Raw genomic sequence first — 26123 nt, forward strand, 5'->3', positions numbered from 1 at the left:
GTGGCGCAGGCCTCGTCGCGATCAGACGCCTGGCCGCTGCCGATCGCATTGGCCAGCTGCTCCAGCTCCTCGGCCACCATTGCCGGGGCGTACAGTTCGACCATGCGCAGGGTGCCCTGCACCTGGTGCAGGTGGCCGGCGCAGATACGCATGCGGCTGGCATCGGACGGATCCTCGGCGTAGTACTCGACCTCGTTGCGCACCTGGCGCAGGGTCTCGTCCAGCTCGGGCTTGACCCAACCCAGCGCTGCGTGGCTCATCGCATCGCGCAGAGTGCTCATTGACAGGCTCCGGTCGCCGCCGCGCGAAGGCCGCGCTGGATCTGGCGTGGGGAATGGAAATGCTTCATCGACGGGTTCCTTGCTCTTCGCCCTGCCCGCGTCACGCCGGCAGCTTGAAGTCGGCGACCGAACGACGCAGGTCGGCAGCCAGCTGCGCGAGGTGGCCGATCGACTCCGCGGTCTGTCCGGCACCCTGTGAGGTCTGGCCGGTGATCTGGCGGATCACGCCCATCGTGCGGGTGATGTCCGACGCGGCTGCGGACTGCTGCTGGGCCGCGATGGAGATGTTCTTGATGAGGGTGTTCAGTGCATTGGACACGCGCTCGATCTCGGTCAGTGCCGTACCGGCGTCTTCGGCCAGACGTGCACCGGACACCACTTCGGCGGTGGTCTGCTCCATCGAGGTGACGGCCTCGTTGGTGTCGGCCTGGATGGCCTGCACCAGGTTCTCGATACGGCGCGTGGCGCCCGATGTGCGCTCTGCCAGGCGCTGCACTTCGTCGGCCACGACCGCGAAACCGCGGCCCGCTTCGCCCGCCGACGCGGCCTGAACCGCTGCATTCAATGCCAGGATGTTGGTCTGTTCGGAAATGTCGTTGATCAGTTCCACGATCGAGCCGATCTCCTGCGACGACTCACCCAGGCGCTTGATGCGCTTGGAGGTTTCCTGGATCTGGTCGCGGATCTGGTCCATGCCCTGGATGGTCTCGCGGACCACGCCGGCACCCTCGGCGGCAATCACCACCGAGCGCTGAGCCACGTCGGCCGATTCGGCCGAGTTGCGCGAAACCTGCTCGATGCTCGCTGCGATTTCGCCGATGCGGTCCGAGGCCGAGGTGATCTGGTTGGCCTGGTGGCCGGCTGCTTCTGCCAGCTGCATGGCCGTCGCCTGGGTTTCCTGGGTGGACAGCGCGACCTTGGCCGAGGTGTCGTTGATGGTCGTCACCAGGTGGCGCAGCTCGTCGACGGCGTAGTTGATCGCGTCGGCGATGGCGCCGGTCATGTCCTCGGTCACCGACGCCTTGACGGTCAGGTCGCCCTCGCCCAGCGAGGAGATTTCGTCCAGCAGGCGCATGATCGCCTGCTGGTTGCGGCTGTTGAACTCCACCTGGGTCTGGTAGCGCAGCTCCTGCTCACGCGAGCGGCTGCGCACGTTGGTGGAGACGAAACCGATGATCGCGATCAGCGACAGCGCACCGGACGCTACACCGATCCAGAAGTTCGGGAACAGGCGGGTATCGGACACCGAGCCGAACGAAGAGAAGGCTTCGAACAGCTTGCGGCTGTCATCCAGCATGTGCGCCGAGCCCTGGCCCAGCGCGGTGGCCGCCGACTGCGCGGCGAACAGCTGGCGCGAGCTGGCCAGGATCGCATCGGCATCGGCCTTCATCGCCTGCCACTGGGTGTGCGACTGCTCCAGCGCGGCCACGGCGGCCGGGCCACGCACTGCGGTGATGCCCAGTTCCTCGTTGCCGTTGCGCAGGCCGTCGAGCACCTGCGAGAACACGGTGATGTCACGCGCCAGTGCGTCGCCCGCGGCGGCCGCCGAAGAGCCGCCCGCACGCATTTCGGTGACCCGTCGGGCCATCGAGCCGGCCACCACGACCTGCTGCAGCGCGCTGTATACCTGCGCGGCCGGTGCACCCGAAGCCGACATCGCGCGCACCACCTCGTTCAGCTGCGCCTGCAGCCCCGGCACCGCGCCAGTGAAGTTGTTGGCATTGCCGGCCAGGGCCAGCACCGCCGGCTCGCTGGCGACCAGCTGCCCGGCCTGCTTGCCCAGCGGCGCCCAGGTTTCACCCAGCGTCGAGATCGCCCGCGACACGCCCGGTTCCTTGCCGTAGCGCCCCTGCAGCGTCGAGACATTCTGTTCGATCGCGTTGCGGGTGGCCTTGAAGGCAGTGAACGCCTGGGCATTGCCGCCCACCGCGTCACGCCCCTGGTTGGCCAGCTGCTGCGACAGCACCTGCAGGTCCGCGGCCTTGGAACCGGCATCGGCCAGGCGGCTGCCCTGCCAGGTCGCTACGCCGGTATTGACGCCGAACAGGATCATCGATGCCAGCAGCAGGGCCAGCCAGAGGTTGCTGCCGCCCAGCCGAAGCTTGCCGGTCTTGGTGGCGTCCGAAGCAGTACTCATCGTTCAACCTCGATCTTCAGTGCAGGGGGCGATGCCCGGCCTCAGGCCGCGGCTTGCCGGAATTCAGGAGTGCGCGACAGCAGCGAGAGCGAGAACACGCCCCAGTCCTGGCCGTCAGCATGGAAACCGCGCTCGACGAAGTGCCCGTAACGACCCTCGGCCAGGCTGCCGGCCTCGATCTGCTGGTCGGCTTCGAAGCTGCGCTGGCCGAACAGTTCGTCGATGGTCAGTGCGACGTCACCGCCGGCCTGGCGCATGATCAGCACGCGCTGCCCTTCCTGCTGCACGGTGCGTGTGCCTTCCAGGAAGTACTTCAGGTCGACCACCGGGAACAGGTTGCCGCGCAGGTTGCCCACGCCCAGCAGCCAGGGCTGCGCGCAGGGCACGGGCGTGACCGGCGGCATCGGCACGATCTCCACCACTTCGCGGAAATCGGACACCAGCCGGCGCTGGCCGACGCGATAGCCGACGCCTCGCCACAGGTCCTGGACGAATTGCCGGCCCGGCAGCTGCACCGCATGGGCCAGGCTGCGCCGTTCGTAGGCTTCGAGAATGTCGAAAGGCGAGCGCATCAGGCCACCAGTTCGTTGATCCGCGCGATCAGTTCATCCTCGCGCGGCGGCTTGACGATGTAGTCGGCCGCACCCTGGCGCAGCCCCCACGCCTTGTCGGTCTCCATCGCCTTGGTACTGACGATGATGACCGGGATGTGCCGGGTCGCGGCGTCGCGGGCCATCGCCCGGGTGGCCTGGAAACCGCTCATGCCCGGCAGGACCACGTCCATCAGCACCAGCTGCGGCACCTGGTCGCGGACAAGCTGCAGGCCATCCTCGGCGTTGTCCGCTTCCAGCACCTCGTGGCCGGCACGGCGCAGCCACTGGGTGAACACCGCGCGGTCGGTCGGTGAATCCTCGATCAGGACGATACGAGCCATTGTGCCTTTCCCCCCTGGTCAGGCGTTGACGTATGTGCGGATGGCACCCAGCAGTTCTTCGCGCGTAAAAGGCTTGGTCAGGTACTGCTCCGACCCGACGATGCGCCCCCGCGCCTTGTCGAACAGGCCATCCTTGGACGACAGCATGATCACCGGGGTCGCCTTGAACAGCTGGTTTCCCTTGATCAGCGCGCAGGTCTGATAGCCATCCAGACGCGGCATCATGATGTCGACGAAGATGATCTGCGGTTGCTGGTCGGCAATCTTCGCCAGCGCTTCAAAGCCGTCGGTGGCGGTGACCACCTCGCAGCCTTCGCGCTTGAGCAGCGTTTCCGCAGTCCTGCGGATGGTCTTCGAATCATCGATGACCATCACCCGGAGTCCTGCGAGTTCCCCGCCCGCAGTCGTGTTTTCAGTCATTGCCTATCCCCAAGCGCACGGCCCGGTCTCAGGCGGGGGCCGCTACGAAAGCGTATCTATATCGCACTTTCCGCGCCCGCTTCAAGGCCGGCCCATCACGCGGGCCGTGCTACCGGGCTGAACGTGACGGGGTTCGCATACGGTGCGCGGCCCGGGGGACGGACGCAGCGTTGCATCGCCGCGGGGGAGGCGCACGGCGGGCGTTGCCGCTACCATCAACGCCTTGCCTGACAGGTGCGCCCATGCCGTTGAACGTCATCGTGGTGATGGACCCCATCGCCCACATCAAGATCGCCAAGGACACCACCTTCGCCATGCTGCTGGAAGCCCAGCGCCGCGGCCATGCCCTGCACTACGTGCGGCCGGGCGGACTGGCCCTGGAAGGTGGCGTGGCGGTGGCCCAGACCGCCCCGCTGCGGGTCCGCGACGACCCCGCCGGCTGGTACGAGCTGGGCGGGTTCACCCGGACCGAGTTCGGTCCCGGCCAGATCGTGCTGATGCGCAAGGATCCGCCGGTCGATGCCGAATACGTCTACGACACCCAGGTGCTGGACGTGGCCGCTGCGGCCGGCGCCTGCGTGGTCAACAATCCGCAGGGCCTGCGCGACTACAACGAGAAACTGGCCGCGCTGCTGTTCCCGCAGTGCTGTCCGCCGACCCTGGTCAGCCGCGACGCCAAGGCCTTGAAGGCCTTCGCACTGGAACATGGGCAGGCCGTGCTGAAGCCCCTGGATGGCATGGGAGGGCGCTCGATCTTCCGCAGCGGCCAGGGCGACCCGAACCTGAACGTGATTCTGGAAACGTTGACCGATGGCGGACGCAGGCTGGCGCTGGCACAGAAGTTCATCCCGGACATCAGTGCTGGCGACAAGCGCATCCTGCTGATTGACGGCGAGCCGGTCGACTACTGCCTGGCGCGCATTCCGCAGGGCGACGAGTTCCGCGGCAACCTGGCCGCTGGCGGGCGCGGCGAAGGCCGTCCGCTGAGCGAGCGCGACCGCTGGATCGCCGCGCAGGTGGGACCGGAAATGAAGCGCCGCGGCATGCGCTTCGTTGGCCTGGATGTGATCGGCGACTACCTGACCGAAGTCAACGTCACCAGCCCCACCTGCGTGCGCGAACTGGACGCGCAGTACGGCCTGAACATCGCCGGCACGCTGTTCGACGCGCTCGAGGCCGGCCTGCGCTGATGCCCGCCGCACCCGCCGTCCTGCCACCGCCGCCGCGCGAAGCGCAGCGGCTGGGTGCCACCCTCACCCTGTCGGTGCTGGTCCACGTCCTGCTGATCCTGGGGGTGGGTTTCGCCGTGAAGGGCGAGGCCCCACTGGTGCCCACGCTGGAAGTGATCTTCAGCCAGACCCGCACCGCGCTGACGCCGAAGCAGGCGGACTTCCTGGCCGCCGCCAGCCAGGAAGGCGGCGGTGACCACGACCGCGCGCAGCGTCCGCGCGACAACCAGGCCGGGATCGTGCCGCAGGCCCAGGCCGGGGTCAGCCCGGTGCCACAGCAGCAGCAATCCGCAGCGCCCGTGCCACCGCCGCAGGCCCGCGTGGTCAGCAGCCGCAATGGCCAGGACACGGTGGCACGTGCGCAGGCCCAGCCAACGCCACTGGAACCGGTGCCGGACGCACCGATGACCGCACGCGAGCAGCGCGATGCGGAGATGGCGCGGCTGGCAGCCGAGGTCCACCTGCGCTCGGCGCAGTACGCCAAGCGACCGAACCGCAAATTCGTCTCGGCCAGCACGCGCGAATATGCCTATGCCAATTACCTGCGCGCCTGGGTCGACCGCGCCGAGCAGGTGGGCAACCTGAACTATCCGGACGAGGCACGGCAACGCCGTCTCGGCGGCCAGGTGGTCATCAGCGTTGGCGTGCGTCGCGATGGCAGTGTGGAAAGCAGCCGCATCCTGCGTTCAAGCGGAACACCGCTGCTGGATGAGGCCGCGCTGCGGGTGGTGACGCTGGCACAGCCGTTCCCGCCGCTGCCGCGTACCGAGGACGGGATCGACATCCTGCAGGTCACCCGCACGTGGGTGTTCCTGCCCGGCGGCGAACTGCGCGACGACCGGTAGGGGGGTGTTGCCCGGGCCTGCGACCCGGGACCCGCTGAAGGCAACGGCAACAGCAACGTCAACAGCAAAAGCAAAAGCAAAAGCGGCGGTCAGTGTAGTGACGCCTGGCGCGGCGGTGCCGGGCGGCGGGGACGCCGCAGGTACGTCTGTGCAGGCTCAGCCGTTGGCCTTCGCCTTGGCCTCGCGCGCGGCCTGCTGCTCGACCAGGGTCAAGGCCACGTTGTCGCGCAGGTAGGCCGGTTCCACCCTCTCCGGCGCGATGCCGTCGCCACGTGCCAAGGCCGGCACCGCCAACGCCAGCACGTCCGATGCCCGCGGCAGCGCCGCGGCGTCGAATCCCCGCAGGCCCGCCCCCAGCTGCGTGACCAGCGCGCCCTCGGCCGCACAAAATCCAGTGCCGACACCGAACACCGACAGATCGTCCGGCAACGCTACTGCGGCCGGTGCGCACACCCGCTCTGCATCGCACGGCATCGGCAGGCCGTCCACGCGCTCGAAACGCGCGACGTAGAGTTCGCCCATCCGTGCGTCGATCGCCGACAGGATCTGCCTTTCTTCTGCCGGCGCACGCAGCGCCAGCACCTGCAGGGTCGATACCGGCAGCAGCGGACGGTCCAACGCCAGTGCGATGCCCTGGGCAAGGGCGATCGCCAGGCGCACCCCGGTGAAGGCACCCGGACCACGACTGAGTGCGATGCCATCGAGCTGGCGGCGGCTGATACCGGCCTCGGCCAGCAGCGCGTCGGCCCACGGCAGGCTCAGCTCGGCATGCCGACGCGGGGCGATCTCGAAGCGTTCCAGGACCTGCCCGTCTACGTGCAGGGCAACGGAACAGGCTTCGGTGGCGGTTTCAAAGGCGAGCAGTTTCATCGGGTCGGATCAGAACAGGGGGAACGTGCCACCCGGGGCGGGGTGCGTGGCCGCCACAGGGACGTCCGGCGCCCCAGCATCGGTGGCGGGGTGCCATTGTGGCGCAAAGAAGGACTGCACATCGGCCAGACTGCGGGTACGGCGGAAAGGTGGCAGCGAGTCGAGGAAGACCCGGCCATAGCCACGGTTGAGCAGCCGCGGGTCGCACAGCACCAGCACGCCGCGATCACTCTCACTGCGGATCAGCCGGCCGACGCCCTGCTTCAGCGCGATCACGGCCTGCGGCAGCTGCTCGTCGCGGAACGGATTGCCCCCCTGGCTGCGGATCGCCTCCAGCCGCGCCTCGTAGACCGGATCGTCCGGCGCGGCAAAGGGCAGCTTGTCGATCACCACGACGCTCAATGCTTCGCCGACCACGTCCACCCCTTCGCGGAAACTGGCCGAGCCCAGCAGCACGCCGTTGCCGGAATCGCGGAACTGCTGCAGCAAGGTGGCGCGTGGCGCCTCGCCCTGCACGAACAGCGGCCACGGCCCATCGCGCAGCGCCTCAGCCGCTTCGCGCAGGGCCCGGTGCGAGGCGAACAGCAGGAATGCACGGCCCTGCGAGGCCTGCAGCACCGGCCGCAGGACCTGGATGAGCGAGGTGCCGAACCCCCGCGCGGCGGGATCGGGCAGGCCTTCGGGCAGGTAGCACAGTGCCTGCTCGGGCCAGTTGAATGGACTGGACTGGACCAGTGTCTGCGGATCATCCAGGCCGAGCCGGCGGGCGATGTGATCGAAGCCACCACCGACGGTCAGCGTCGCCGACGTGAAGATCCATGCGGCACGACTGCGCTCGCGATGCTCGCGCAGCGGACCGGACACATCCATCGGCGTACGCTGGCAGCGGAATCCGCGCGGGGTAAGTTCGTACCAGAGCACATCGGCGCTCGCCGCCTGCGCAGGGTCGGCATCGAAATCAAGCGCCGGTTCGTCATCGCCCAGCCAGCGCCCCAGACGCGATACCGCCTCGCGCGCCCGTGCGTGGCAGGCATCGAGGCCTGCGGCGGCTTCGCGCAGCGGCTGCAGCGCCTGCTCCAGATTCACCAGACCGGTCATGACCGCATCAAAGCCATCGCGCACCTGCGGCATCGCCAGTGCGCGCCACTGCGTGCCACGGGATGGCAGGCCATCCATTGCCGAGCGCAGCGCACGCAGTGCCTCCTGCAGCTGATCGACCGGCGCCTGCAGCGCTGACTGTGCGCCACCGACACCGCGCGCCTCGGCCAGACAGTCCCGGCCCAGCTCCTGCCAGGGTCGCATGCCGAAGCCCTCACCGAAGAACTGCGCTGCCAGTTCAGGCAACTGGTGCGCCTCATCGATGACGAAGGCCTGTGCGCCCGGCAGCAGCTCTCCGAAGCCCTCCTGCTTCAGCGCAAGATCGGCCAGCAGAAGATGATGGTTGACCACCACCACGTCCGCAGCCTGAGCGCGTTGCCGCGCGCGCACCACGAAGCAGTCATCCCAGAACGGACACTCGGTGCCCAGGCAGTTGTCGACGGTGGAGGTAACCATTGGCAGCAAGGGTGAGTCATCGGCCAGGCCTTCCAGTTCCGCGATGTCGCCATGTTCGGAACGACCGGACCAGGCCAGGATGCGCTGGAACTGCGCCGCCTGCTCCGGGCTGGAGAAGCGTGGCTCGCCACGCGCCTGCTGCAGGCGGTAACGGCACAGGTAATTGCTACGCCCCTTCAGCAGCGCGCTGCGCAGGCCGACCCCCAGTGCCTGGCGCACGCGTGGCAGGTCGCGATGGTAGAGCTGGTCCTGCAGCGCGCGGGTACCGGTGGAAATGATCGTGCGCAGGCCGGACAGCAGCACCGGCACCAGGTAGGCGAAGGTCTTGCCGGTGCCGGTGCCGGCCTCGGCCAGCAGCAGGTCGCGCTGCTGCAGCGCATCGGCGATGGCCTCGGTCAGGCGCAGCTGTGCCGGACGCGGGACGAAGGCATCCAGGTGCGAGGCAAGCGCGCCGCCTGCGCTGAGTGCTTCGCGGCTGGCGTGGACAAGGTCGGACATCAGACGGAAAGGATACCGGGCCGGGCGCTGCCCGGCACCCGTTTGTAGCGTCGAGCTTGCTCGACTGAACTGGAAGGGGTCAGAGCCGTTTCCTTTCGGAAAACGGCTCTGACCCCATCGCGAGCGCGCGACCGGCTTCTGATCTTTCTGTTCTCGCCCGCGGCCCGCGCGGCGTGTGACGCGCCCGATGGAGGGGAATACCTCAGTACCGCTTGATGCCCGGTACCGTGCACCCTTCCAGCTGTGCATGCGCCGACACCGCGTTCTCCTTCTCCCCGCGCGCCAGCCGTGACTGCTCGATCGTCGCCCAGTGGCGCCGGCACAGCGGCCCGGTCTTCGACCCCAGATCGATGGCCTTGCGCGCGAACGTCTCCGCCTCCGACCACTTGCCCTGCAGCAGGGCGATTTCGGCCCGCTCCTGCAGCACTGCGGGGTCTGCGGCGACGATCTGCAGAGCCTGATCCAGGCTGGCGGCGGCGGCCGGCAGATCGTTGGCCTGGCGCTGCGTCAGCGCGGTCTGGCGCAGATCCTCAACCTGTGGATCGCGCAGCGGCTGCACCGACAGTTCCTTGTCATCCGGTCCCGCCGCCGCTTCGACCGCAGCCAGGCGCTGCACCGGCGTGGTGGTAGCGGCGACCGGCTTGACCACCGGCGGCGCGCTGCTGACACAGGCGGCCAGCACCACAGTGAGGCCGACCAGGGTGAGCGGATGCAGGAAAGTTCGAAGCGTCATCGGATTCATCGACTCGGAGGAGGAGTGGTCGCCGCCGGCGCGGCTGCGGGTTCTTCCGCCGGTTCCGGCTTGCGATCCAGGCCGAACCAGCTGCGCCAGCCACCGCCTTCGCTGCCGGCGCCGTCCTGGGCTTCGGGCGAAACCTCCGGCGCGCAGGGCGCATATGCCGGCGCATAGCCGACCACGAACGGGAAGCGCCGCGCGCCCGGACAGCCCTCATCGGTACTGTTGGTGCCGCTGGCGGCGATCGGCTGCCAGTCCAGCCCCTTGTTGCTGACCCGCAGCGGCGCGCTCGGCAGGCGCTGGAAGATGCCCGACCACACGCGCATCGCACCGGTGGCGCCATACAGCCCGGCCTGCTCGTTCTGGTCGTTGCCCATCCAGATCACCGCCAGGTGGTCGCCGGTGTAGCCGGCATACCAGCTGTCGCGGCCATCATTGGTGGTACCGGTCTTGCCGGCCGGCTGCAGGCGGCCCAGGCCGTCTGCGTTGAGGCGCTGCGCGGTGCCGCTGGCAACCACCTGCTGCAGGCCGATGCTGATCAGGTTGGCCGCGATCGAATCGCCTTCCTGTGCCGGCGCAGGCGACTTGTCATAGCGCTTGAGCAGTTTGCCCTGCGGATCAAGCACACCACGCACCGCGTGCAACGGCTGGATCTCGCCGCCCGAGGCCAGGAACTGGTACAGCTGCGCCATCGCATACGGGCTCTGGTCGGTCGAGCCGAGAATCACGGCCGGATTCGGTTCGGCCTTGATGCCGGCCAGCACGTGGATCAGCTGGGTCACACGCTCTGGACCGACCTGCATGCCGACCCGCACCGTGGCCTGGTTGTAGGAATTGGCGAGCGCATCGATCAGCCGCACGGTGCCATGGCTGCGGTTGTCCGCATTGCCCGGGCTCCAGTTGCGGCCACGGCTCAACTGGACGGTCACCGGCGAATCGTCAACCCAGCTCGCCAGCGAGTAGCGGTCCGGCTGGGCCAGCGCCAGCAGGTACACGAACGGCTTGAGCAGCGAGCCGACCGGGCGCTGCGCCTCGATGGCGCGGTTGAAGCCGACCTCGGAGACCTCGCGGCTGCCGATCACTGCCAGCACGTCGCCGTTATGCACGTCGGTCAGCACCATGCCGGCCTGCAGCTCGGGACGGCGCTTGCTCTCCAGCGACTTGATGGTACGGGTCACAGCGCCTTCGGCGTAGGCCTGCGCGGACGGCGACATGCCGGTCATGACGCTCAGGCCCGCGCCCTGCAGTGCGGACTCGGGATAATCGTGGCCGAGCTGGCGACGGACCAGATCGACATAGGCCGGGAAGCGGTTGGCGGCGACCAGGCCCGGTGTCTTCGGCACCCCCAGCGGAGCCTTCAGCGCCCGCTGGTATTCGGCATCGTCGATCAGCGCCGCTTCGCGCAGCTTGCCCAGCACGAAGTTGCGACGATCCAGCGCGCGTTCCGGGTTGCGTCGCGGGTCGTAGTAGGACGGGCCCTTGACCAGGCCGATCAACAGCGCGATGTGCTCGGTTTCCAGCGACGACAGGTCGCGGCCGAACCAGAATTCGGCGCCGGAGGACATGCCATGGATCGCCTGGCTGCCGCGCTGGCCCAGGTACACCTGGTTCAGATACGCCTCGAAAATGGTGCGCTTGTCGTAACGCGCTTCCATGATCAACGCATACAGCACTTCATTGAACTTGCGGGTGAGGGTCTGCTCCTTGCCGATGCCGAGCAGGCCGCTGCGGGCCAGCTGCTGGGTCAGCGTGGACGCACCCTGCCGGCTCTGCCCGCCGGAACGGACGGTCACCCAGACCGCACGGGCGATGCCCGACAGGTCGATGCCGTGATGGCGGTTGAAGTCCTTGTCCTCCACCGCCTGCAGGCCGGTCACCAGCAGGTCCGGCGCCTCGTCCATGCGGATCAGGCGACGCTCTTCCTGCTTCTGGCCGTACAGCGTGGCGATGCGTGCCGGATCCAGGCGGGCGGCCTTGAGCGCCTTGCGGCTGTCGGCATCGCGCAGCGACGCGACGGTGCCGCCAGCGAGCGACAGCTCGACGCGACGTGCGGCCACCCGGCCATCGACGTCGGCGTAGCCACGGCTGGCAATGACGAAGCGGCCACCCTTCACCGCGTAGGTGGCCGGCTCCCTGCCTTCGCCGTCATCGCGGTAGGCGGACGCGGCCAGTTCGGTCTTCAGGGTCGCCGCATCCATCGCCTTGCCGGGCGTCAGCACCAGCGGGCGGGCGTAGACACGGGTCGGGATCTGCCAGCGCAGCTCTCCGAAACGCTGGGTCACCTGCTGGTTGAGGTACAGGGTGTACGGGATCAGGAAACCCAGTCCCAGTGCGACCGCTGCCATGCTCCAGGTGATCAGCCTGCGTCGCCAGGGCGAGCTGCCGCCCTCCTGGTCGTCGTCGTCGAAATCGTCGTGGTCGTCGGAATCGTAGCGTCGGGGCACGGGAAAAGCATGGCAGGGGCGTCAGCGGAGTCTACCCCAGCCCTTTCCCCAAGACAGGTTCGATCGGTCGTCCGTTCAGCGATGGCCCGGCGGCAGCGGACCGGCCCGGCCGCGGATGCCGTCCCACAGCCCCTTCAACATGAACCGCAACCGAATCCAGCGCGGCGCCAGGAACAGCCCGTTGCCCACCAGCTTCAGCAGCAGGCGTGGCACGTCCTGCGCGATCCAGACCCGCGGCGTATAGGCGCGCCCGTAGAGCAGCACGCGGTTGCGCATGATGAAATACAGGCGGAACGGCTTGTGCACGATCACACCGTCCGGCTTCGCCCGCGACGGCAGCAGTTCCTCGCCGATGCTGTGGCTCATCTGCGCATCGCAGATTCCGTACAGCGCGTGGCCACTGCGTTTGGCGCGGAAGCACCAGTCCATGTCCAGGTTGTCGATGAACAGGCTTTCGTCCATCGCACCGATGTCACGCAGCGCCGACATCGGCACCAGCGATCCGGACGTGATGAGGAAGTCGCAGGAGATGCGCTGGCCCGGGCCGCCACGCAGCTTGTGGTTGAAGGGGAAGCCGAAGCGGACGAACGGGGCCAGCATGCCGCTGCGTGCGTCGCGGAACTGCGGTCCCACCGCAGCGATCCGCTCATTGACCGCCAGCTCGACCAGCGCGGTGCCCAGCACGTCGACCATGCCTGGCTCCAGCACACTGTCCTGATCCATCAGCAGCACGTAGTCGAACCCCAATGACTGCGCCTGCTCATACGACCGGTTCAGCGCACTGCCGAGCCCGACGTTGTGCGGCGAGGCCAGCAGGCTGATGCCGGGCGCCGCGCCCAGCAGCGCTTGCACATCCACGCCACGGCTGCCGTTGTCGAACACCACCAGATGCCCGACCTGCTGCAGCACGCTGTCGACCACCCGCCGCAGCAGCTCCGGATCGGGGCCATAGGTGACGATCACGGCGCAGACGCGGTGCGCGTCGAAGGCAGCGCGGGCTGCCGGCATCTGCGAAGTCATTGGATTCCCTGCACGAGGTCGCTGGCCGCCGAACGCAGGCCGTTGGAAAAACGATGATAGCGGCCGCTGCCCAGCTCACGGGCGATGTGCAGCATGCGGGACGGCAGCCGGGCTGGCGCGCAGGCCCGTGCCTCGGCATGGCGCAGGCGCTGGTCCAGTGTCGCCAACTGTGCGGCATCCAGTGCCGGCCGGCCCAGCCGTGCCTGCTCCTGCAATGAGCGCAGGCGGGCCAACGCCGCCGCGAGATAGGTGCGGCGCGCGGAACCACTGCCCACGGCCCGCTCCAGCAGCCCGCGCTGACGCGCGCCCACCTGGTTGTCGCCGTGCTGCCGGTAATCGGTGGTGATCGATTCGATGCTGTCCAGGCCACCGCTTGCCGCCGCCACCAGCGCCAGCCATTCGTCGTGGATCCAGCCCTTGGCCACCGGCAGCGCCTGCGTGATCAGGCCACGCCGCAGCGCGGTCACGGCGCCGGTCACCAGATTGCGGCCCATCAGCAGCTCGAAGCCTTCACCGCGGTGTTCCCGGTCCAGGTCGCGGCGGCTGATCGACAGCGCCTGGAACAGGGTCGCCGGCAGCGGCCGGCCCTGCGCATCGACCAGCCGTGCATCGCTGTGCAGCAGTTGTACCGTGGGCCGCGCGGCGAACGCCTGCAGGAAGGTGGCGACCTTGTCGGCATGCCACACATCGTCCTGGTCGCACAGGAAGACGATGTCGCCGCTGCAGGCCGACAATGCGGTTTCGAAATTGCGCACGTAACCGACGTTCTGCTCCTGCTGCCGCAGCACCACCTCGATGCCGGCCGCACGCAGCGCTTCAGCCTCGTGCAGGAGCACGGCCCAGGTACCATCGGCAGAAGCATCGTCGACCACCACCACCTGTGTCGGCAGTACGCTCTGCGCGGCGATACTGCGCAGTTGGGCGGCGACATGGCGCTCACCCTGCCAGGTACACAAGGCAACGGAGACGGTGGGTGCGACGCTGGACATGTTCTGGGGAGCGGCCGGAGCGGCTGGACTATACCCGACTGGCACCACCGGCACGAATGGTCGTCGCATCAGCGCGGCTGCGGCTCGCCACCTGCGCGCCGCAGCCGTTCCTCGAATGGCGGCAGTTCGGCCAGGTCCGGTTGCAGCCGCCGCGCCTGCTCGGCGGCATGCGAGGCAAATGCCAGATCGCCGCTGCCGAGCCGTTCGCTGCCGATCGCCAGCCAGCGCTGGGCCAAGCGCAGCCGTGCGGTCGGCAACCCGGCGTCGGTCGGCGCCAGCGTCTGCCACGCCTGCAGACAGGCGCCGGCGGCCTGCACCCGGTTCTGGCGCAGGTTGTCGTCGAAGCACTGGCGGCTGGCCGGCAGCAGCCGCGTGGCAGCCGCTTTCACGCGGGTGTCGCGTGGGGCCAGCGACTGCGCTTCGCGCAGCGCATCGAAGGCACTGTGCCCGGGCGGACTGATCCATTGCCCTGCACGCTCGGCGCGTTCGACCTGGCGCAGGTGATCACGCAGCTGCCGCTCGCGCTGGCTGCTGCTGATCGACGGCTGCTGCAGGGCCTGCTGCGCCTGCCGTGCACGCTGCAGGCGCTGCTCGAGCTGCTGCCTGGCCGCTGCCGAGGCACCCAGCGACGCTGCCAATGCGGCATCGCGCTGTGCCGCCTCGAACTGGAAGTCATCGGCCCGCTTCTGGCTGCGTGCGAGGACCGCCTGCAGTGTCTGCTCCCGGCCGCGCTGGGCACTGGGATCGTCGGCCGCCACCGCCAGGACCGCCTGGAAGCCCGCCGCCGCCGCTTCCAGCTGCTGTCGTTTCAACGCACGCTGCGCCTGCCGCAATCGCTGATCCATCGCCTGCGCCAGTGCTTCCTGGCTGGCCGGCAGGTCGGCGTGCCCGGCATCGAACTGACGTGCCCGCTGCACCACCGCGGCCGCGTCGGCCAGATCACCTCGCGCGGCCAGGGCACGCGCCTGCTGCAGCAGGTCACTCAGTGCATCCTCGCGACCTTCCAGCGCCGATAGGTTGTCCGGCTGCAGGGCCAGAATGCGCTGGAACATCGGCAGGGCGCTGCTGTCGCCGTCATCCAGGCGCCCGGCGGCGAGTGCGTTGCGCGCCTGCGCAAGCATCGCGCCAATCCCTGCCCCGGCCGTGCGACGTGCCTGCAGCTGGCGCGCCAGCGCATCGGTCTGGCTCTGCGGCACCTGCAGCTCGCGTGCCAGCGCCAAGGCCTGCGCACTGGCGTCCAGATCCCCGGCCTGCAGCCGGTCCCGCGCCTGCTGCAACGCAGCGGCACCGGTCCGTGCCAGGCCCTCGCGCGCCTGCGGGCGATCGCCGTCGAGCGCAAGCGCGGCCTGGTAGCGCTCGCGCGCACCACTGCCATCGGTGGCGGTCAGCCGTCCCGCCGCCAGCGCACGATCACCTTCGGCCAGCAGCTGTTCGATCTGCGGTTCGTCCCAGAACCAGTCCGCCAGCGGCTTGCGCAGCAGCACCAGCAGCACGAACACCGCCATCGCCGCCACCAGCGCCCAGCGCCAGACCCGGCGCGCATGCCGCGCCTGCAGCCACCACCAACGTCCTTCACGGCGGACGCGGTCCAGCGCAGGATGTTCGGCGCCGTGAGGGCGATGCGGAGGCTCGCGTTCCATGCGTGCAGGGTAGCCGGGGTGGCGTGAAGCTCAGCCGAGGCGACGTGCCTCGCTGACACCGGGCAAGGCATCGAGCTTGCCCAGCAGCGTCGACAGCTGGCCGTAATCGCTCACCTTCAGCCGCAGGCGCAGGTGGGCACGGCCGCTGTTGCGCACGTTGTCGCTGTGGATGTCGAGCACGTAGGCGTCTTCCTGGGCGATCAGGTTGGTGATGTCCTTCAGCAGCCAGCGGCGATCGACCGCATCGACCACCACGTCCACTTCGTAACCGCCGCCCGCCTGCCCCCATTCCACCGGCAGGATGCGTTGCGGGCTGGCCGCGGCAAGGCGGGCCAGCGCTGCACAGTCTGCGCGATGCACCGTGACACCCCGGCTACGGGTCAGGTAGCCGACGATGGGTTCGCCCGCCACCGGCTGGCAGCAGCGTGCCAGCTGCACCAGCAGGTTGCCCACGCCCTGCACGGTGAACTTGGACTTGCCCAGGTTCTCGCGCCGTGCGGTCGGGCGTGGCAGGGTCGGCGGCGCTGGCTGGCTGGCCGCACGTTCGGCCTCCAGCAGCGCGCGGCTGATCTGGTTGGGGCCGGTATCGCCCAGCGCCACCTGGATGTACAGGTCGTCGACGCTGTCGGCATGGAACTTCTTCGCCGCGGCCGCCAGATCCGAATGCTGCAGCCCGAGCCGCTTGAGCTCGCGCTCCAGCAGTTCGCGGCCGGCCTGCACGTTGCGCGCGCGGTCAAGCTTGTGGAACCAGCTGCGTACCTTCTCGCGCGAGCGGTTGCTGGCCAGGAAGCCGTTGGCCGGTATCAGCCAGTCGCGGCGCGGATCGGCCTCCTTGCCGGTAAGGATCTCTACGCGGTCGCCGCTGCGCAGGCGGTAGGTCAACGGCACGATGCGGCCGTTCACCTTGGCGCCGCGGCAGCGGTGTCCCACCATGGTGTGCACCTGGTAGGCGAAGTCCAGTGGCGTGGCCCCCTGCGGCAGATCCAGCACTTCGTCCTTCGGGCTCAGCGCATAGACGCGGTCCTCGGTGAGCTCCGCATCCAGTGCCCCGGCCAGCTCATTGCCCTGCCCGTCCTGCGCCTGCTCCAGCAGCTGGCGCATCCAGGTGATCTTGCGGTCGAAGGACTTTTCGGCGCCCTTGCCACCTTCCTTGTACTTCCAGTGCGCAGCCACGCCCAGTTCGGCCTGCGCATGCATCTCGTGGGTGCGGATCTGCACTTCGATGGTGCGCCCTTCCGGGCCGACCACGGCGGTGTGCAGCGAACGGTAGTCGTTGGCCTTGGGTCGGGCGATGTAATCATCGAACTCGCTCGGCACCGGCGCCCACAGCGCGTGCACCACGCCCAGCACGGCGTAGCAGGCCGCGACGTCGTCGACCATCACCCGCACCGCACGGATGTCATACAGCTGGTCGAACGCCAGCCGCTTCTTCTGCATCTTCCGCCAGATGCTGTAGATGTGCTTCGGCCGCCCGCTGACCTCGGCCTTGATGCCCTGGGCCGACAGTTCGCGCGAGAGCACCTTCTTGACGTTCTCGACGTAACGCTCGCGGGCGATGCGCGTTTCATCCACCTCGCGGGCGATGCGTCGGTAGGTGTCCGGCTCCAGATGGCGGAACGCCAGGTCTTCCAGCTCCCACTTCAGCTGCCAGATGCCCAGGCGGTTGGCCAGCGGGGCATGGATGTCGCGGGTCAGCTGGGCCAGCGCGCGGCGCTGCTCCTCCTCCAGCCTGTCGGCCGCGCGCATGCGCGCCAGCTGCCGCGCCAGCAGGATCGGCACCACCCGCAGGTCGCGGATGATCGCCAGCAGCAGCCGGCGCAGGCCCTCACTGTTGCGTCCGGCCTCGCGACCGGCGTGCAGCGCCCATACCGGGTCGGCCGCGTCCTGGCCGTCGAGCAGGCCGATCACCGCCGCCCGGTGGCTGCCAAGCGGCAACTGCTCCAGGTGGGCGCGCAGGCCGGGCAGGTCGAACAGCAGGGCCGCGACCACCGCGCCTTCGTCCGCCGAGAGCATTGACAGGGCATCGAGGGTGTCGCCCAGCACCGACCAGCTGGCGCGCATCTGCGTGTCAGTCCCGGCAGCTTCCCAGTACTCGCGCAGGGCCTGGCGCAGCGGAGCGGGCAGCACCGCTGCCGAGGGACGGTTCAACAAGGCATCCAGGCCGGGGACGGAAGCGCGGTTCACAGCATCGAGCAGGCAAGACAGAGGCCCCTACACTAGCGCCGGCACCGTTCAGGGACAATCGCCACCGCTGCATCGCCGGGCATGAGCACATGCCGCTACACTCGCGGGCAAACCCCGGAGAGACCTGTCATGCCTTCCATTGTCCTGCGCGCCCGTCCACGGCTGCTGGCCTGTGCCGCCGTGCTGTTGTCCCTGTCCGCGCCCGCCCTGGCGCAGCGCGTGGTGGAGGGCGATCTGCAGCAGCAGATGTCACCGGCCGAGTTCAAGGCCGCCGGCCTGGACAAGCTCAGCGCCGCCGAACTGGCCTCGCTCAACCGCTGGCTGCAGGGCAAGGTCGAAGCCGCTGCCACCGAGGCGGTTGCCGCCGTGCGCGAGGAAGCGCGCGAGGAGGGGCGACAGGAAGTGATCCGCAAGAACCGTGGCTTCTTCGACTTCGGCAGCAATGAGCCGATCACCGGTGTGCTGCAGGGCGAGTTCCGCGGCTTCGGCAAGGGCCGCGTCTACTCGCTGGACAACGGCCAGCAATGGGAACAGACCGACACGACGTCAATTTCCGGTGTCCGCAGGCAATCGCCCAAGGTCAGCATCACCCCGGGCGTGATGGGTGTGTGGTACCTGAAGGTCGAGGGCGTCAATACCCAGCCCAAGGTCCGTCGCACCAAGTAACGCGCAATCCGTCCGAATGCAGCCGGGCACTGCCCGGCTGCACGCTTCATGCCTGGCGCAGTGCCGCCACCCGCTGCGCCAGCTTCTTGGCCGAGATGCCGGTGCGCGCCCCCAGTTCCTGGGCGAACAGCGAAACCCGCAGCTCCTCCAGATCCCAGCGCAGCGCCTGCCACTGTGGCCGCTCGCGCAGGCCCTGCTGTTCACCGGCAGCCAGCGCCTCCAGGAACGGATGCAGTTCCAGCATGCGCGCCTGGTCACGTGGTGGGTCGCGCTTGGCACGTTCGGTGCGAAGGATCATCGCCTTCAGGTAACGGGGATACTGGGCCAGCGCATCAGCCGGTGTGTCGCGCAGGAAGCCGGGGTGGATCAATCCCGCCAGCTGCGCTTCCATGTCGTCCAGGTTGCCCCGTGCCCAGCCCATCAACGGCGCTTCCAGCATCGGCTTCAGTTCCGCCACCAGCGCCAGGATGGTCTCGGCCAGCTTCAGCCGCGACATCGCCTCGCCAAACAGGGCCTTGGCTGCATGCTCGCGGCGCTGTTCGAAGGCCGCCGCATCGCGGATGCTTTCCAGTCCTTCGGCCAGCACGGCGTTCATCGCCGCATCGACCAGATCGCCTCGCAGGCGCTCCTGCGATTCGATCGCCGCATACAACAGGCCCGTCTTGGCACCGACCGGCAGCTGCTTGCGGGCCTGCTTGACCTTGTCGGCCAGGGCGATCTCCAGCAGGCGGCGCACGCCCAGTGGGTGGGCCTCCTCGGCCTGCTGGCGGTCGGCGAAGATGCGCAGGGCCACACTGTCACCCTCGTCCAGCAGCGCCGGATAGGCGGGCACGCCCGCCTCACCGGGTACCTGCAGTGGAATCGGCGCAGCCGGGAAGGTGCGCAGCCCATCGGCCGCCATCTCGCGACCGGCACGCGCGGCAAAGGCATCACCGGCACGGCCGCCGAATCGCGCCCGCAACGCGTCGAGGTCACGTGAGGTGGCCAGCACCTTGCCCTGCTCGTCGCGCAGTCGCAGATTCATGTGCAGATGCGGCTCGATGGAATCCGGCTCGAAATCAGTCGCCGCGACTGGGGCGCCGGTCGCGCGCGACAGGAAGCGTGCCAGTTCGCCGGTGATCGCATCGGCACTGGCATTGGGGAACGCCTCATGGAACGCACGGCCGAAATCCGGGGCCGGCACATAATTGCGGCGCATCGCCTTGGGCAGGCTGCGGATCAGCGCTGCCGCCTTGTCGGCGACGAAGCCTGGCGCCAGCCAGCCCAACTGCACTGGATCGAGCGCGTTGAGCAGGTGCAGCGGCACCTCCAGGGTGACACCATCATCTTCGGCACCCGGCTCGAAACGGTAGTGCAGCGGCAGCCTTGCCTGGCCCAGCGGCAGATACTTCGGGTAACGCTCCTGTTCGCTGCCTTCTCCCGGCAGCAGGTCCGCCAGCGTCCAGTGCAGCCCCTTGCGCTGTCCGGGCGGCAGTTCCTTCCACCACGCGTCCAGGCCGGACGCCGAATGGATGTGGGGGGGAACCCGGTCCAGATACCAGCGCCCCTGCCAGTTTTCATCGGCAACGATGCCAGCCCGGCGCAGCTTCGCTTCTTCCTCGCGCGCCACCTCCAGCACCTTCTGGTTGTCTGCCACGAAGCTGGCGCGGGTGTTGATCTCGCCGGTCACCAGCGCCTGCCGCACGAAGATGTCGTGCGCCTCGCCGGGTGCGATGCGTCCATAATGCACCGGCTTCTTCGGCGCCAGCACCAGACCGAACAGGCTGATCTGTTCCGATGCCAGCACCTGGCCCTGCGCACGCGACCAATGCGGGTCGAAGTGCTTGCGCAGGAGCAGGTGCGGCAGCTCGGCAATCACCCAGTCCGGCTCGATCGCCGCCAGGGTCATGCCCCACACCTTCTGCGTGTCGAGCAGGTTGGCCACCAGCAACCAGGGGGGTGGCCGCTTGGACAGCACGGAACCGGGGAACGGCAAGAAGCGGCGCTGGCGCGGCGCGAGGAAATCCCCCTTCTCGGTGCGATGGCCGATCTGCGTAGGCAGGCCCGCCACCAGTGCACGATGCAGCGTCTGATAGGCCGAAGCCCGCACGCGTTCACTGAAGCCGCCGCCGGCAGGCGCCTGCTCTTTCTGCGCCCGCGCCGCCACCGGCGCCGGCACGGCGTCTGCCTTGCCCTCGCGGGCCAGGCGGGCAGCGCGGTGCAGCTGGCCCCGCGTGGCTTTCACCGCTGCCGCGTCATCACGTGCGGCCGCCGGCGCACTGCTGCCCGCCAGCAACGGTGCCATCGATGCTTCCACGGGCTCTTCCTTCCAGCCCAGCTCCTCGCACAGCAAGCGTAGTTGGCGATGCAGCTCGCGCCACTCGCGCATGCGCAGGAATCCAAGGAAATGCCGCCCGCACCAGTCGCGCAGCTTGGACTGGGTCAGATCTTCATGGGCCTGCCGGTAGGCATCCCACAGGCGCAGCACGCCGACGAACTCGGAGCGGCCGTCGGCGAACTGGGCATGCGCGGTGTCGGCGGCCCCCCGTGCCTCGGCCGGTCGCTCGCGCGGGTCCTGGATGCCCAGGAACGAGGCGATCACCAGCATCGGCCGCAGGCAGCCGGCCGCCTGTGCCGCCACCAGCATGCGTGCCAGCTTCACATCCACCGGCAGGCGCGCCATCTGCTTGCCGATCGCGGTCATGCGCCGCTCGCTGTCGATCGCGCCCAGCTCGGTCAGCTGCTGCCAGCCATCGGCCACCGCACGTTCGTCCGGTGCTTCCAGGAAAGGAAAATCCTCGATGCGGCCCAGACCCAACTGCAGCATGCGCAGGATCACCCCGGCCAGGCTGGAGCGGCGGATTTCCGGATCGGTGAACTCCGGCCGGGCCTGGAAATCGGCCTCCGCATACAGGCGGTAGCAGATGCCCTCGGCGATACGGCCGCAGCGGCCCTTGCGCTGGTTGGCGCTGGCCTGCGAGATCGGCTCGATGTGCAAGCGGTCAAGCTTGTTGCGCGGGCTGTAACGCTTGACGCGGGCGAAGCCCGGATCGACCACATAACGGATACGCGGCACCGTCAGCGAGGTCTCGGCCACGTTGGTGGCCAGCACGATGCGCCGGCTCGGCCCGGGGTTGAACACCCGGTCCTGGTCCTGGTTGGACAGCCGTGCATACAACGGCAGCACCTCGGTATTGCGGTACCGGCGTCGCTCCAGCGACTGGTGGGCGTCGCGGATCTCACGTTCACCCGGCAGGAAGATCAGCACATCGCCCCGCGCGTCCAGGCGCGTGATCTCGTCGATCGCCGACACGATCGCATCGTTGACGGTGCGTTCGCCCTCCTGCTCGCCCTCGCCTTCCAGCGCGCGGTAGCGCACCTCGACCGGATAGGTACGGCCCTCCACGCTGATCACCGGCGCGTCGTCGAAATGCTGGGCGAAACGGTCGGTGTCGATGGTGGCCGAGGTGACGATCAGTTTCAGGTCCGGCCGCTTGCGCAGCAGCTGCTTCAGATAGCCGAGCAGGAAGTCGATGTTGAGGCTGCGTTCATGCGCTTCATCGACGATGATCGTGTCGTAGTTCGACAGCCAGCGGTCGCTGGCGATCTCCGCCAGCAGGATGCCGTCGGTCATGAACTTGATGCGGCTGTCCTCGCTGACCTTGTCGTTGAAGCGCACCTGGTAGCCGACCAGCTGGCCCAGCTCGCTCTGCAGCTCCTGTGCCACGCGGCTGGCCACCGCGCGTGCGGCGATCCGGCGCGGCTGGGTGCAACCGATCATGCCGGCCTGGCCACGGCCGGCGGCCAGGCACAGCTTGGGCAGCTGGGTGGTCTTGCCCGAGCCCGTTTCGCCCGCGATCACCACCACCTGGTGATCCCGGATCAGCGCGATGATGGCATCGGCTTCACGCGCAATCGGCAGCTGGGGGTCCAGAGTAATGGCTGGTTGCTGCTGCGCCCGTTTCTGCCGGCGCTGCACCGACGCCTGCAAGGCCTGCTCGAAGGTAGCAGCCAGTGCCGCATCCTGTGGCTTGGCCTGGCAACGCGAGAGCATCCCCAGCAAACGGCCCCGGTCGCGGCTCATTGCGCCGTCGATGGCGGCGCGCTGTTGGCGCAGGCGGGACTGCGGCATTTTGTCGATAGCGTTCATCAATCGGTTCGTTTAAAACTTTGAAAGCAAACAGTCGTCAAGACTGATTTATTGTGAAGACCAACGATTCCACAAAGGAGGAACCCCATGGCGAAGACCAAGAGCCCGACCAAGGCCAAGACCGGCAAGCAGAAGCTTGCCGCTGCGGCGCCGTCGGCCCCCAATATCGATATCGGGATCACCCAGGGCGACCGCAAGAAGATCGCCGACGGTCTGTCGCGCTTCCAGGCTGACGCGTTCACGCTCTACCTGAAGACGCACAACTTCCACTGGAACGTGACCGGGTCGATGTTCAACTCGCTGCACACCATGTTTGAAACACAGTACACCGAGCAATGGGCGGCCCTGGACGATGTGGCCGAGCGCATCCGCGCGCTGGGCTTCAATGCCCCGGGCTCCTACCGGGAGTTCGCTGCGCTGACCTCGATCGCCGAGGAGCCGGGCCTGACCGACAGTGCGGACTGGCGGGAAATGGTACGCCAGTTGGTGGTCGCCAACGAAGCGGTCTGCCGTACGGCGCGTGAAGTGCTGGAGGTGGCGGCCAAGGGCGATGATGCCCCGACCGAGGATCTGATGACCCAGCGCCTGCAGACCCACGAGAAGTATGCGTGGATGCTGCGCTCCCTGCTCCAGTAAGGGTTGGGGGGTGTTCGGCAGGGCTGCGCCCTGCACCTGCTGCAAGCCAGTGCAACGTCAAAGGCAACAGCCGGCTCTGGGCTGTCTGCTTATTGGGCGGGGCGGTGTGGGCTTGCAGGACACGCCGTAAACCCGTCCATGGGGGCTCGATGGCGCCATCCATGGCGCCAACGGTCCTGCAAGCCCACACCGCCCCGCCTTCCACAGGTTCCCGGTGACGGTGGGGCCATCCACGCCCTGCGTGGATGAAATCTGTCAGATATCGACAAACAGAATGGGGTCGGATCCGTTTTCCTGCGGAAAACGGATCCGACCCAAAGGCATGTCCCGACAGATCGTGGAAATCTGTCGAAGGCGGGGTGGGTCCGGTTGCGGGGGCGTAAGCGCCATGGATGGCGCGACCGAGCCTACAGGGACGTACTTGCGGCGTCCCCCGCAACCGGACCCATCCCGCCAACTCACAGGAAACCCGCTTTTGCTCCGGCCGTTGCCGTTGCAGTTGCCTCTGCAGGTGCAGGGCGCAGCCCTGCCGAACCCCTACCCCTCCCTCCGGGGTAAACTAGCGCGATGGCTTCCCGTCCCGCGCACGACCTGCTCAACCGCGTCTTTGGTTACGACGATTTCCGTGGTCCGCAGCAGGACATCGTGGAGCACGTGGCTGCCGGTCACGACGCCCTGGTGTTGATGCCCACCGGTGGTGGCAAGTCGCTGTGCTACCAGGTGCCCGCCCTGCTGCGCGACGGATGCGGCATTGTCATCTCACCGCTGATCGCACTGATGCAGGACCAGGTCGAAGCCCTGCGCCAGCTGGGTGTGCGCGCCGAATACCTGAACTCGACGCTGGACGCGGACACTGCCGGCCGCGTCGAACGCGAACTGCTGGCCGGTGAGCTGGACATGCTCTATGTCGCACCCGAGCGCCTGCTGACGGGTCGCTTCCTGTCCCTGCTCTCGCGCAGCCGGATCGCCCTGTTCGCGATCGACGAAGCCCATTGCGTGTCGCAATGGGGCCATGACTTCCGCCCCGAGTACCGCCAGCTGACGGTGCTGCACGAGCGCTGGCCGCAGATTCCCCGGATTGCCCTGACAGCCACCGCCGATCCGCCGACCCAGCGCGAGATCGCCGAGCGCCTGGACCTGCAGGATGCCCGCCATTTCGTCAGCTCCTTCGACCGCCCCAACATCCGCTACACCGTGGTGCAGAAGGACAACGCACGCAAGCAGCTGACCGATTTCCTGCGCGGCCATCGCGGCGAGGCGGGCATCGTCTACTGCATGTCGCGGCGCAAGGTCGAGGAAACCGCCGAGTACCTGCGCGGACAGGGCTTCAACGCCCTGCCCTACCACGCCGGCCTGCCCGCCGACGTCCGCGCGGACAACCAGCGCCGCTTCCTGCGCGAGGACGGCATCGTCATGTGCGCCACCATCGCCTTCGGCATGGGCATCGACAAGCCGGACGTGCGCTTCGTTGCGCATACCGACCTGCCCAAGTCGATGGAAGGCTACTACCAGGAAACCGGCCGCGCCGGCCGCGACGGCGAAGCGGCCGAAGCATGGCTGTGCTACGGCCTGGGCGACGTCGTGCTGCTCAAGCAGATGATCGAGCAGTCCGAAGCCGGCGAGGAACGCAAGCAGCTGGAGCGGTCCAAGCTCGACCACCTGCTCGGCTATTGCGAATCCATGCAATGCCGCCGCCAGGTGCTGCTGGCCGGCTTCGGGGAGACCTATCCCCGCCCCTGCGGCAACTGCGACAACTGCCTGACCCCGCCAGCGGCATGGGACGCGACGGTTCCCGCGCAGAAGGCACTGAGCTGCGTCTACCGCAGCGGCCAGCGCTACGGCGTCGGCCACCTGATCGACATCCTGCGCGGCAGCGAGAACGAGAAGGTGCGCCAGCAAGGTCATGACCAGCTCAGCACCTACGCCATCGGCCGCGACCTGGATGCACGGACCTGGCGCAGCGTATTCCGCCAGCTGGTGGCCGCCAGCCTGCTCGAAGTGGATAGCGAAGGCCACGGTGGCCTGCGCCTGACCGATGCCAGCCGCGACGTACTGAAGGGCCGCCGCACGGTGAACATGCGCCGCGAGGCTGCGACCAGCGCCGGCCGCGAACGCAGCGCGCAGCGCACCGGCCTGTCGGTCCCCCCGCAGGATCTGGCCCTGTTCAATGCCCTGCGCGGCCTGCGTGCCGAACTGGCCCGCGAGCAGAACGTGCCGGCCTTCGTGATCTTCCACGACAGTACCCTGCGCAACATCGCCGAACAGCGCCCCACCAGCCTGGACGAGCTGGCCCGGGTCGGCGGCATCGGTGGCACCAAGCTGAGCCGCTATGGTCCGCGCCTGGTGGAAATCGTGCGCGAAGAGGGGTAGCGCCCGGCCTCCTGCAGAGCCGAGCCCACGCTCGGCTGCCATTGCCGCAGAAGCAGCCGAGCGCGGGCTCGGCTCTACATTGGTGCCGCTCCAATCTTGAACCGGCCATTCAGCCGGAAGTGCATCCGGGCCCGCTTGCGGCTAGATTAGCGCCATGTCCCTGGCCTCGACCCTGCTCCGCGTCGTGCTCATGCTCAGCCTGTTGCTCAACGGGCTGAACGCGGCCATGGCCAGCGGTCATGAGGAGATGGGCCGCATGGCCCACGTGATGATGGCGACGATGGCGGGCGACGCCGACTGCCATCACCACGCCGCCATGTCCGCCGACGAGGCGCCGCAGGCCCAACCGGCGGCCCACGATGCGCATTGCCAGATCAAGGACTGCCTGCGCAGCTGCGCCCAGCATCCCCTGCTGGCGGTGCAGGCGCTGCCCTTCATGGCCGGTCCCGGCCTGTCGCTGACACCGCAGCCGATGCCGGCCAACGGCCGCCCGGCGCCGCCGTTGCCGCCACTTTCCCGCCCTCCCATCGCCTGATCCACA

At 68.4% G+C, this 26123-nt stretch carries 19 protein-coding genes and 1 pseudogene; 6 read left to right on the plus strand and 14 right to left on the minus strand.

What is annotated here, in order from left to right:
* Positions 1-8: 8 nt before the first annotated feature.
* From ACX9OW_RS10620 to pilG, 5 genes and pseudogenes are all read right to left on the minus strand, one after another.
* Positions 9-281 (minus strand): annotated as a pseudogene (locus ACX9OW_RS10620) (Hpt domain-containing protein); the annotation flags it as partial.
* A gap of 100 nt (positions 282-381) precedes the next feature.
* The gene (locus tag ACX9OW_RS10625; RefSeq protein ID WP_053518921.1) at positions 382-2418 is read right to left on the minus strand and encodes a methyl-accepting chemotaxis protein; all 2037 of its coding nucleotides are present in this window, start codon (positions 2416-2418) and stop codon (positions 382-384) included.
* A gap of 41 nt (positions 2419-2459) precedes the next feature.
* Entirely contained in the window at positions 2460-2990 is a 531-nt protein-coding gene (locus tag ACX9OW_RS10630; protein WP_053518924.1) for a chemotaxis protein CheW, read from the minus strand.
* On the minus strand, positions 2990-3352 hold the full coding sequence (locus ACX9OW_RS10635; protein WP_053518925.1) for a response regulator: 363 nt from the start codon (positions 3350-3352) through the stop codon (positions 2990-2992). The genes ACX9OW_RS10630 and ACX9OW_RS10635 overlap by 1 nt, the downstream gene beginning before the upstream one ends.
* Positions 3353-3370: 18 nt before the next feature.
* Positions 3371-3772, minus strand: coding sequence for a twitching motility response regulator PilG (gene pilG, locus ACX9OW_RS10640; protein WP_005418455.1), 402 nt, complete (start codon positions 3770-3772; stop codon positions 3371-3373).
* 242 nt (positions 3773-4014) lie between these two features.
* Here pilG and gshB point away from each other — a divergent pair, with 242 nt between their 5' ends.
* Together gshB and ACX9OW_RS10650 are read left to right on the plus strand one after the other, a co-directional pair.
* Positions 4015-4962, plus strand: coding sequence for a glutathione synthase (gshB, locus tag ACX9OW_RS10645; protein ID WP_065174786.1), 948 nt, complete (start codon positions 4015-4017; stop codon positions 4960-4962).
* Positions 4962-5846, plus strand: coding sequence for an energy transducer TonB (locus tag ACX9OW_RS10650; protein ID WP_053518928.1), 885 nt, complete (start codon positions 4962-4964; stop codon positions 5844-5846). The genes gshB and ACX9OW_RS10650 overlap by 1 nt, the downstream gene beginning before the upstream one ends.
* A 156-nt stretch (positions 5847-6002) precedes the next feature.
* On the opposite strand, the gene tsaB is transcribed toward ACX9OW_RS10650, so the two are convergent.
* The 8 genes from tsaB to ACX9OW_RS10690 all read right to left on the minus strand — a co-directional run bounded on the left by tsaB (position 6003) and on the right by ACX9OW_RS10690 (position 17781).
* Positions 6003-6716 (minus strand): tRNA (adenosine(37)-N6)-threonylcarbamoyltransferase complex dimerization subunit type 1 TsaB, encoded by a 714-nt coding sequence (tsaB, locus tag ACX9OW_RS10655; RefSeq protein ID WP_459062246.1) that lies wholly within the window; start codon positions 6714-6716, stop codon positions 6003-6005.
* Between the two features lie 9 nt (positions 6717-6725).
* Positions 6726-8768: an ATP-dependent DNA helicase gene (locus tag ACX9OW_RS10660; RefSeq protein ID WP_253118623.1), complete on the minus strand. Its 2043-nt coding sequence runs from the start codon at positions 8766-8768 to the stop codon at positions 6726-6728.
* A gap of 202 nt (positions 8769-8970) precedes the next feature.
* The gene (locus tag ACX9OW_RS10665) at positions 8971-9510 is read right to left on the minus strand and encodes a hypothetical protein (RefSeq protein WP_459062247.1); all 540 of its coding nucleotides are present in this window, start codon (positions 9508-9510) and stop codon (positions 8971-8973) included.
* Positions 9507-11948: a penicillin-binding protein 1B gene (gene mrcB / locus ACX9OW_RS10670; protein WP_459062248.1), complete on the minus strand. Its 2442-nt coding sequence runs from the start codon at positions 11946-11948 to the stop codon at positions 9507-9509. Before mrcB ends, ACX9OW_RS10665 begins: the two co-directional genes overlap by 4 nt.
* A gap of 75 nt (positions 11949-12023) precedes the next feature.
* Entirely contained in the window at positions 12024-12968 is a 945-nt protein-coding gene (locus tag ACX9OW_RS10675; protein ID WP_262218571.1) for a glycosyltransferase family 2 protein, read from the minus strand.
* Positions 12965-13957, minus strand: coding sequence for a glycosyltransferase (locus ACX9OW_RS10680; RefSeq protein ID WP_459062249.1), 993 nt, complete (start codon positions 13955-13957; stop codon positions 12965-12967). The genes ACX9OW_RS10675 and ACX9OW_RS10680 overlap by 4 nt, the downstream gene beginning before the upstream one ends.
* A gap of 68 nt (positions 13958-14025) precedes the next feature.
* Positions 14026-15597: a hypothetical protein gene (locus tag ACX9OW_RS10685; protein ID WP_459062250.1), complete on the minus strand. Its 1572-nt coding sequence runs from the start codon at positions 15595-15597 to the stop codon at positions 14026-14028.
* A gap of 30 nt (positions 15598-15627) precedes the next feature.
* Complete coding sequence (locus ACX9OW_RS10690; RefSeq protein ID WP_279942989.1) at positions 15628-17781, minus strand: RelA/SpoT family protein; 2154 nt, start codon at positions 17779-17781, stop codon at positions 15628-15630.
* A 129-nt stretch (positions 17782-17910) separates the two neighbouring features.
* Here ACX9OW_RS10690 and ACX9OW_RS10695 point away from each other — a divergent pair, with 129 nt between their 5' ends.
* Entirely contained in the window at positions 17911-18447 is a 537-nt protein-coding gene (locus ACX9OW_RS10695) for a hypothetical protein (RefSeq protein ID WP_065174777.1), read from the plus strand.
* Positions 18448-18493: 46 nt separating this feature from the next.
* Here the strand turns inward: ACX9OW_RS10695 and hrpA are convergent, their stop codons facing one another.
* Positions 18494-22576 (minus strand): ATP-dependent RNA helicase HrpA, encoded by a 4083-nt coding sequence (gene hrpA, locus ACX9OW_RS10700; protein WP_459062251.1) that lies wholly within the window; start codon positions 22574-22576, stop codon positions 18494-18496.
* 87 nt (positions 22577-22663) lie between these two features.
* Between hrpA and ACX9OW_RS10705 the strand changes: the two genes are divergently transcribed.
* The 3 genes from ACX9OW_RS10705 to ACX9OW_RS10715 all read left to right on the plus strand — a co-directional run bounded on the left by ACX9OW_RS10705 (position 22664) and on the right by ACX9OW_RS10715 (position 26117).
* Entirely contained in the window at positions 22664-23212 is a 549-nt protein-coding gene (locus ACX9OW_RS10705; RefSeq protein ID WP_053518946.1) for a Dps family protein, read from the plus strand.
* A 567-nt stretch (positions 23213-23779) separates the two neighbouring features.
* Positions 23780-25582, plus strand: coding sequence for a DNA helicase RecQ (recQ, locus tag ACX9OW_RS10710; protein WP_053520157.1), 1803 nt, complete (start codon positions 23780-23782; stop codon positions 25580-25582).
* 154 nt (positions 25583-25736) lie between these two features.
* Entirely contained in the window at positions 25737-26117 is a 381-nt protein-coding gene (locus ACX9OW_RS10715; RefSeq protein WP_053520158.1) for a CopL family metal-binding regulatory protein, read from the plus strand.
* The last annotated feature ends 6 nt before the right edge of the window (positions 26118-26123 follow it).

This window comes from Stenotrophomonas genospecies 5 (genome assembly GCF_054473825.1).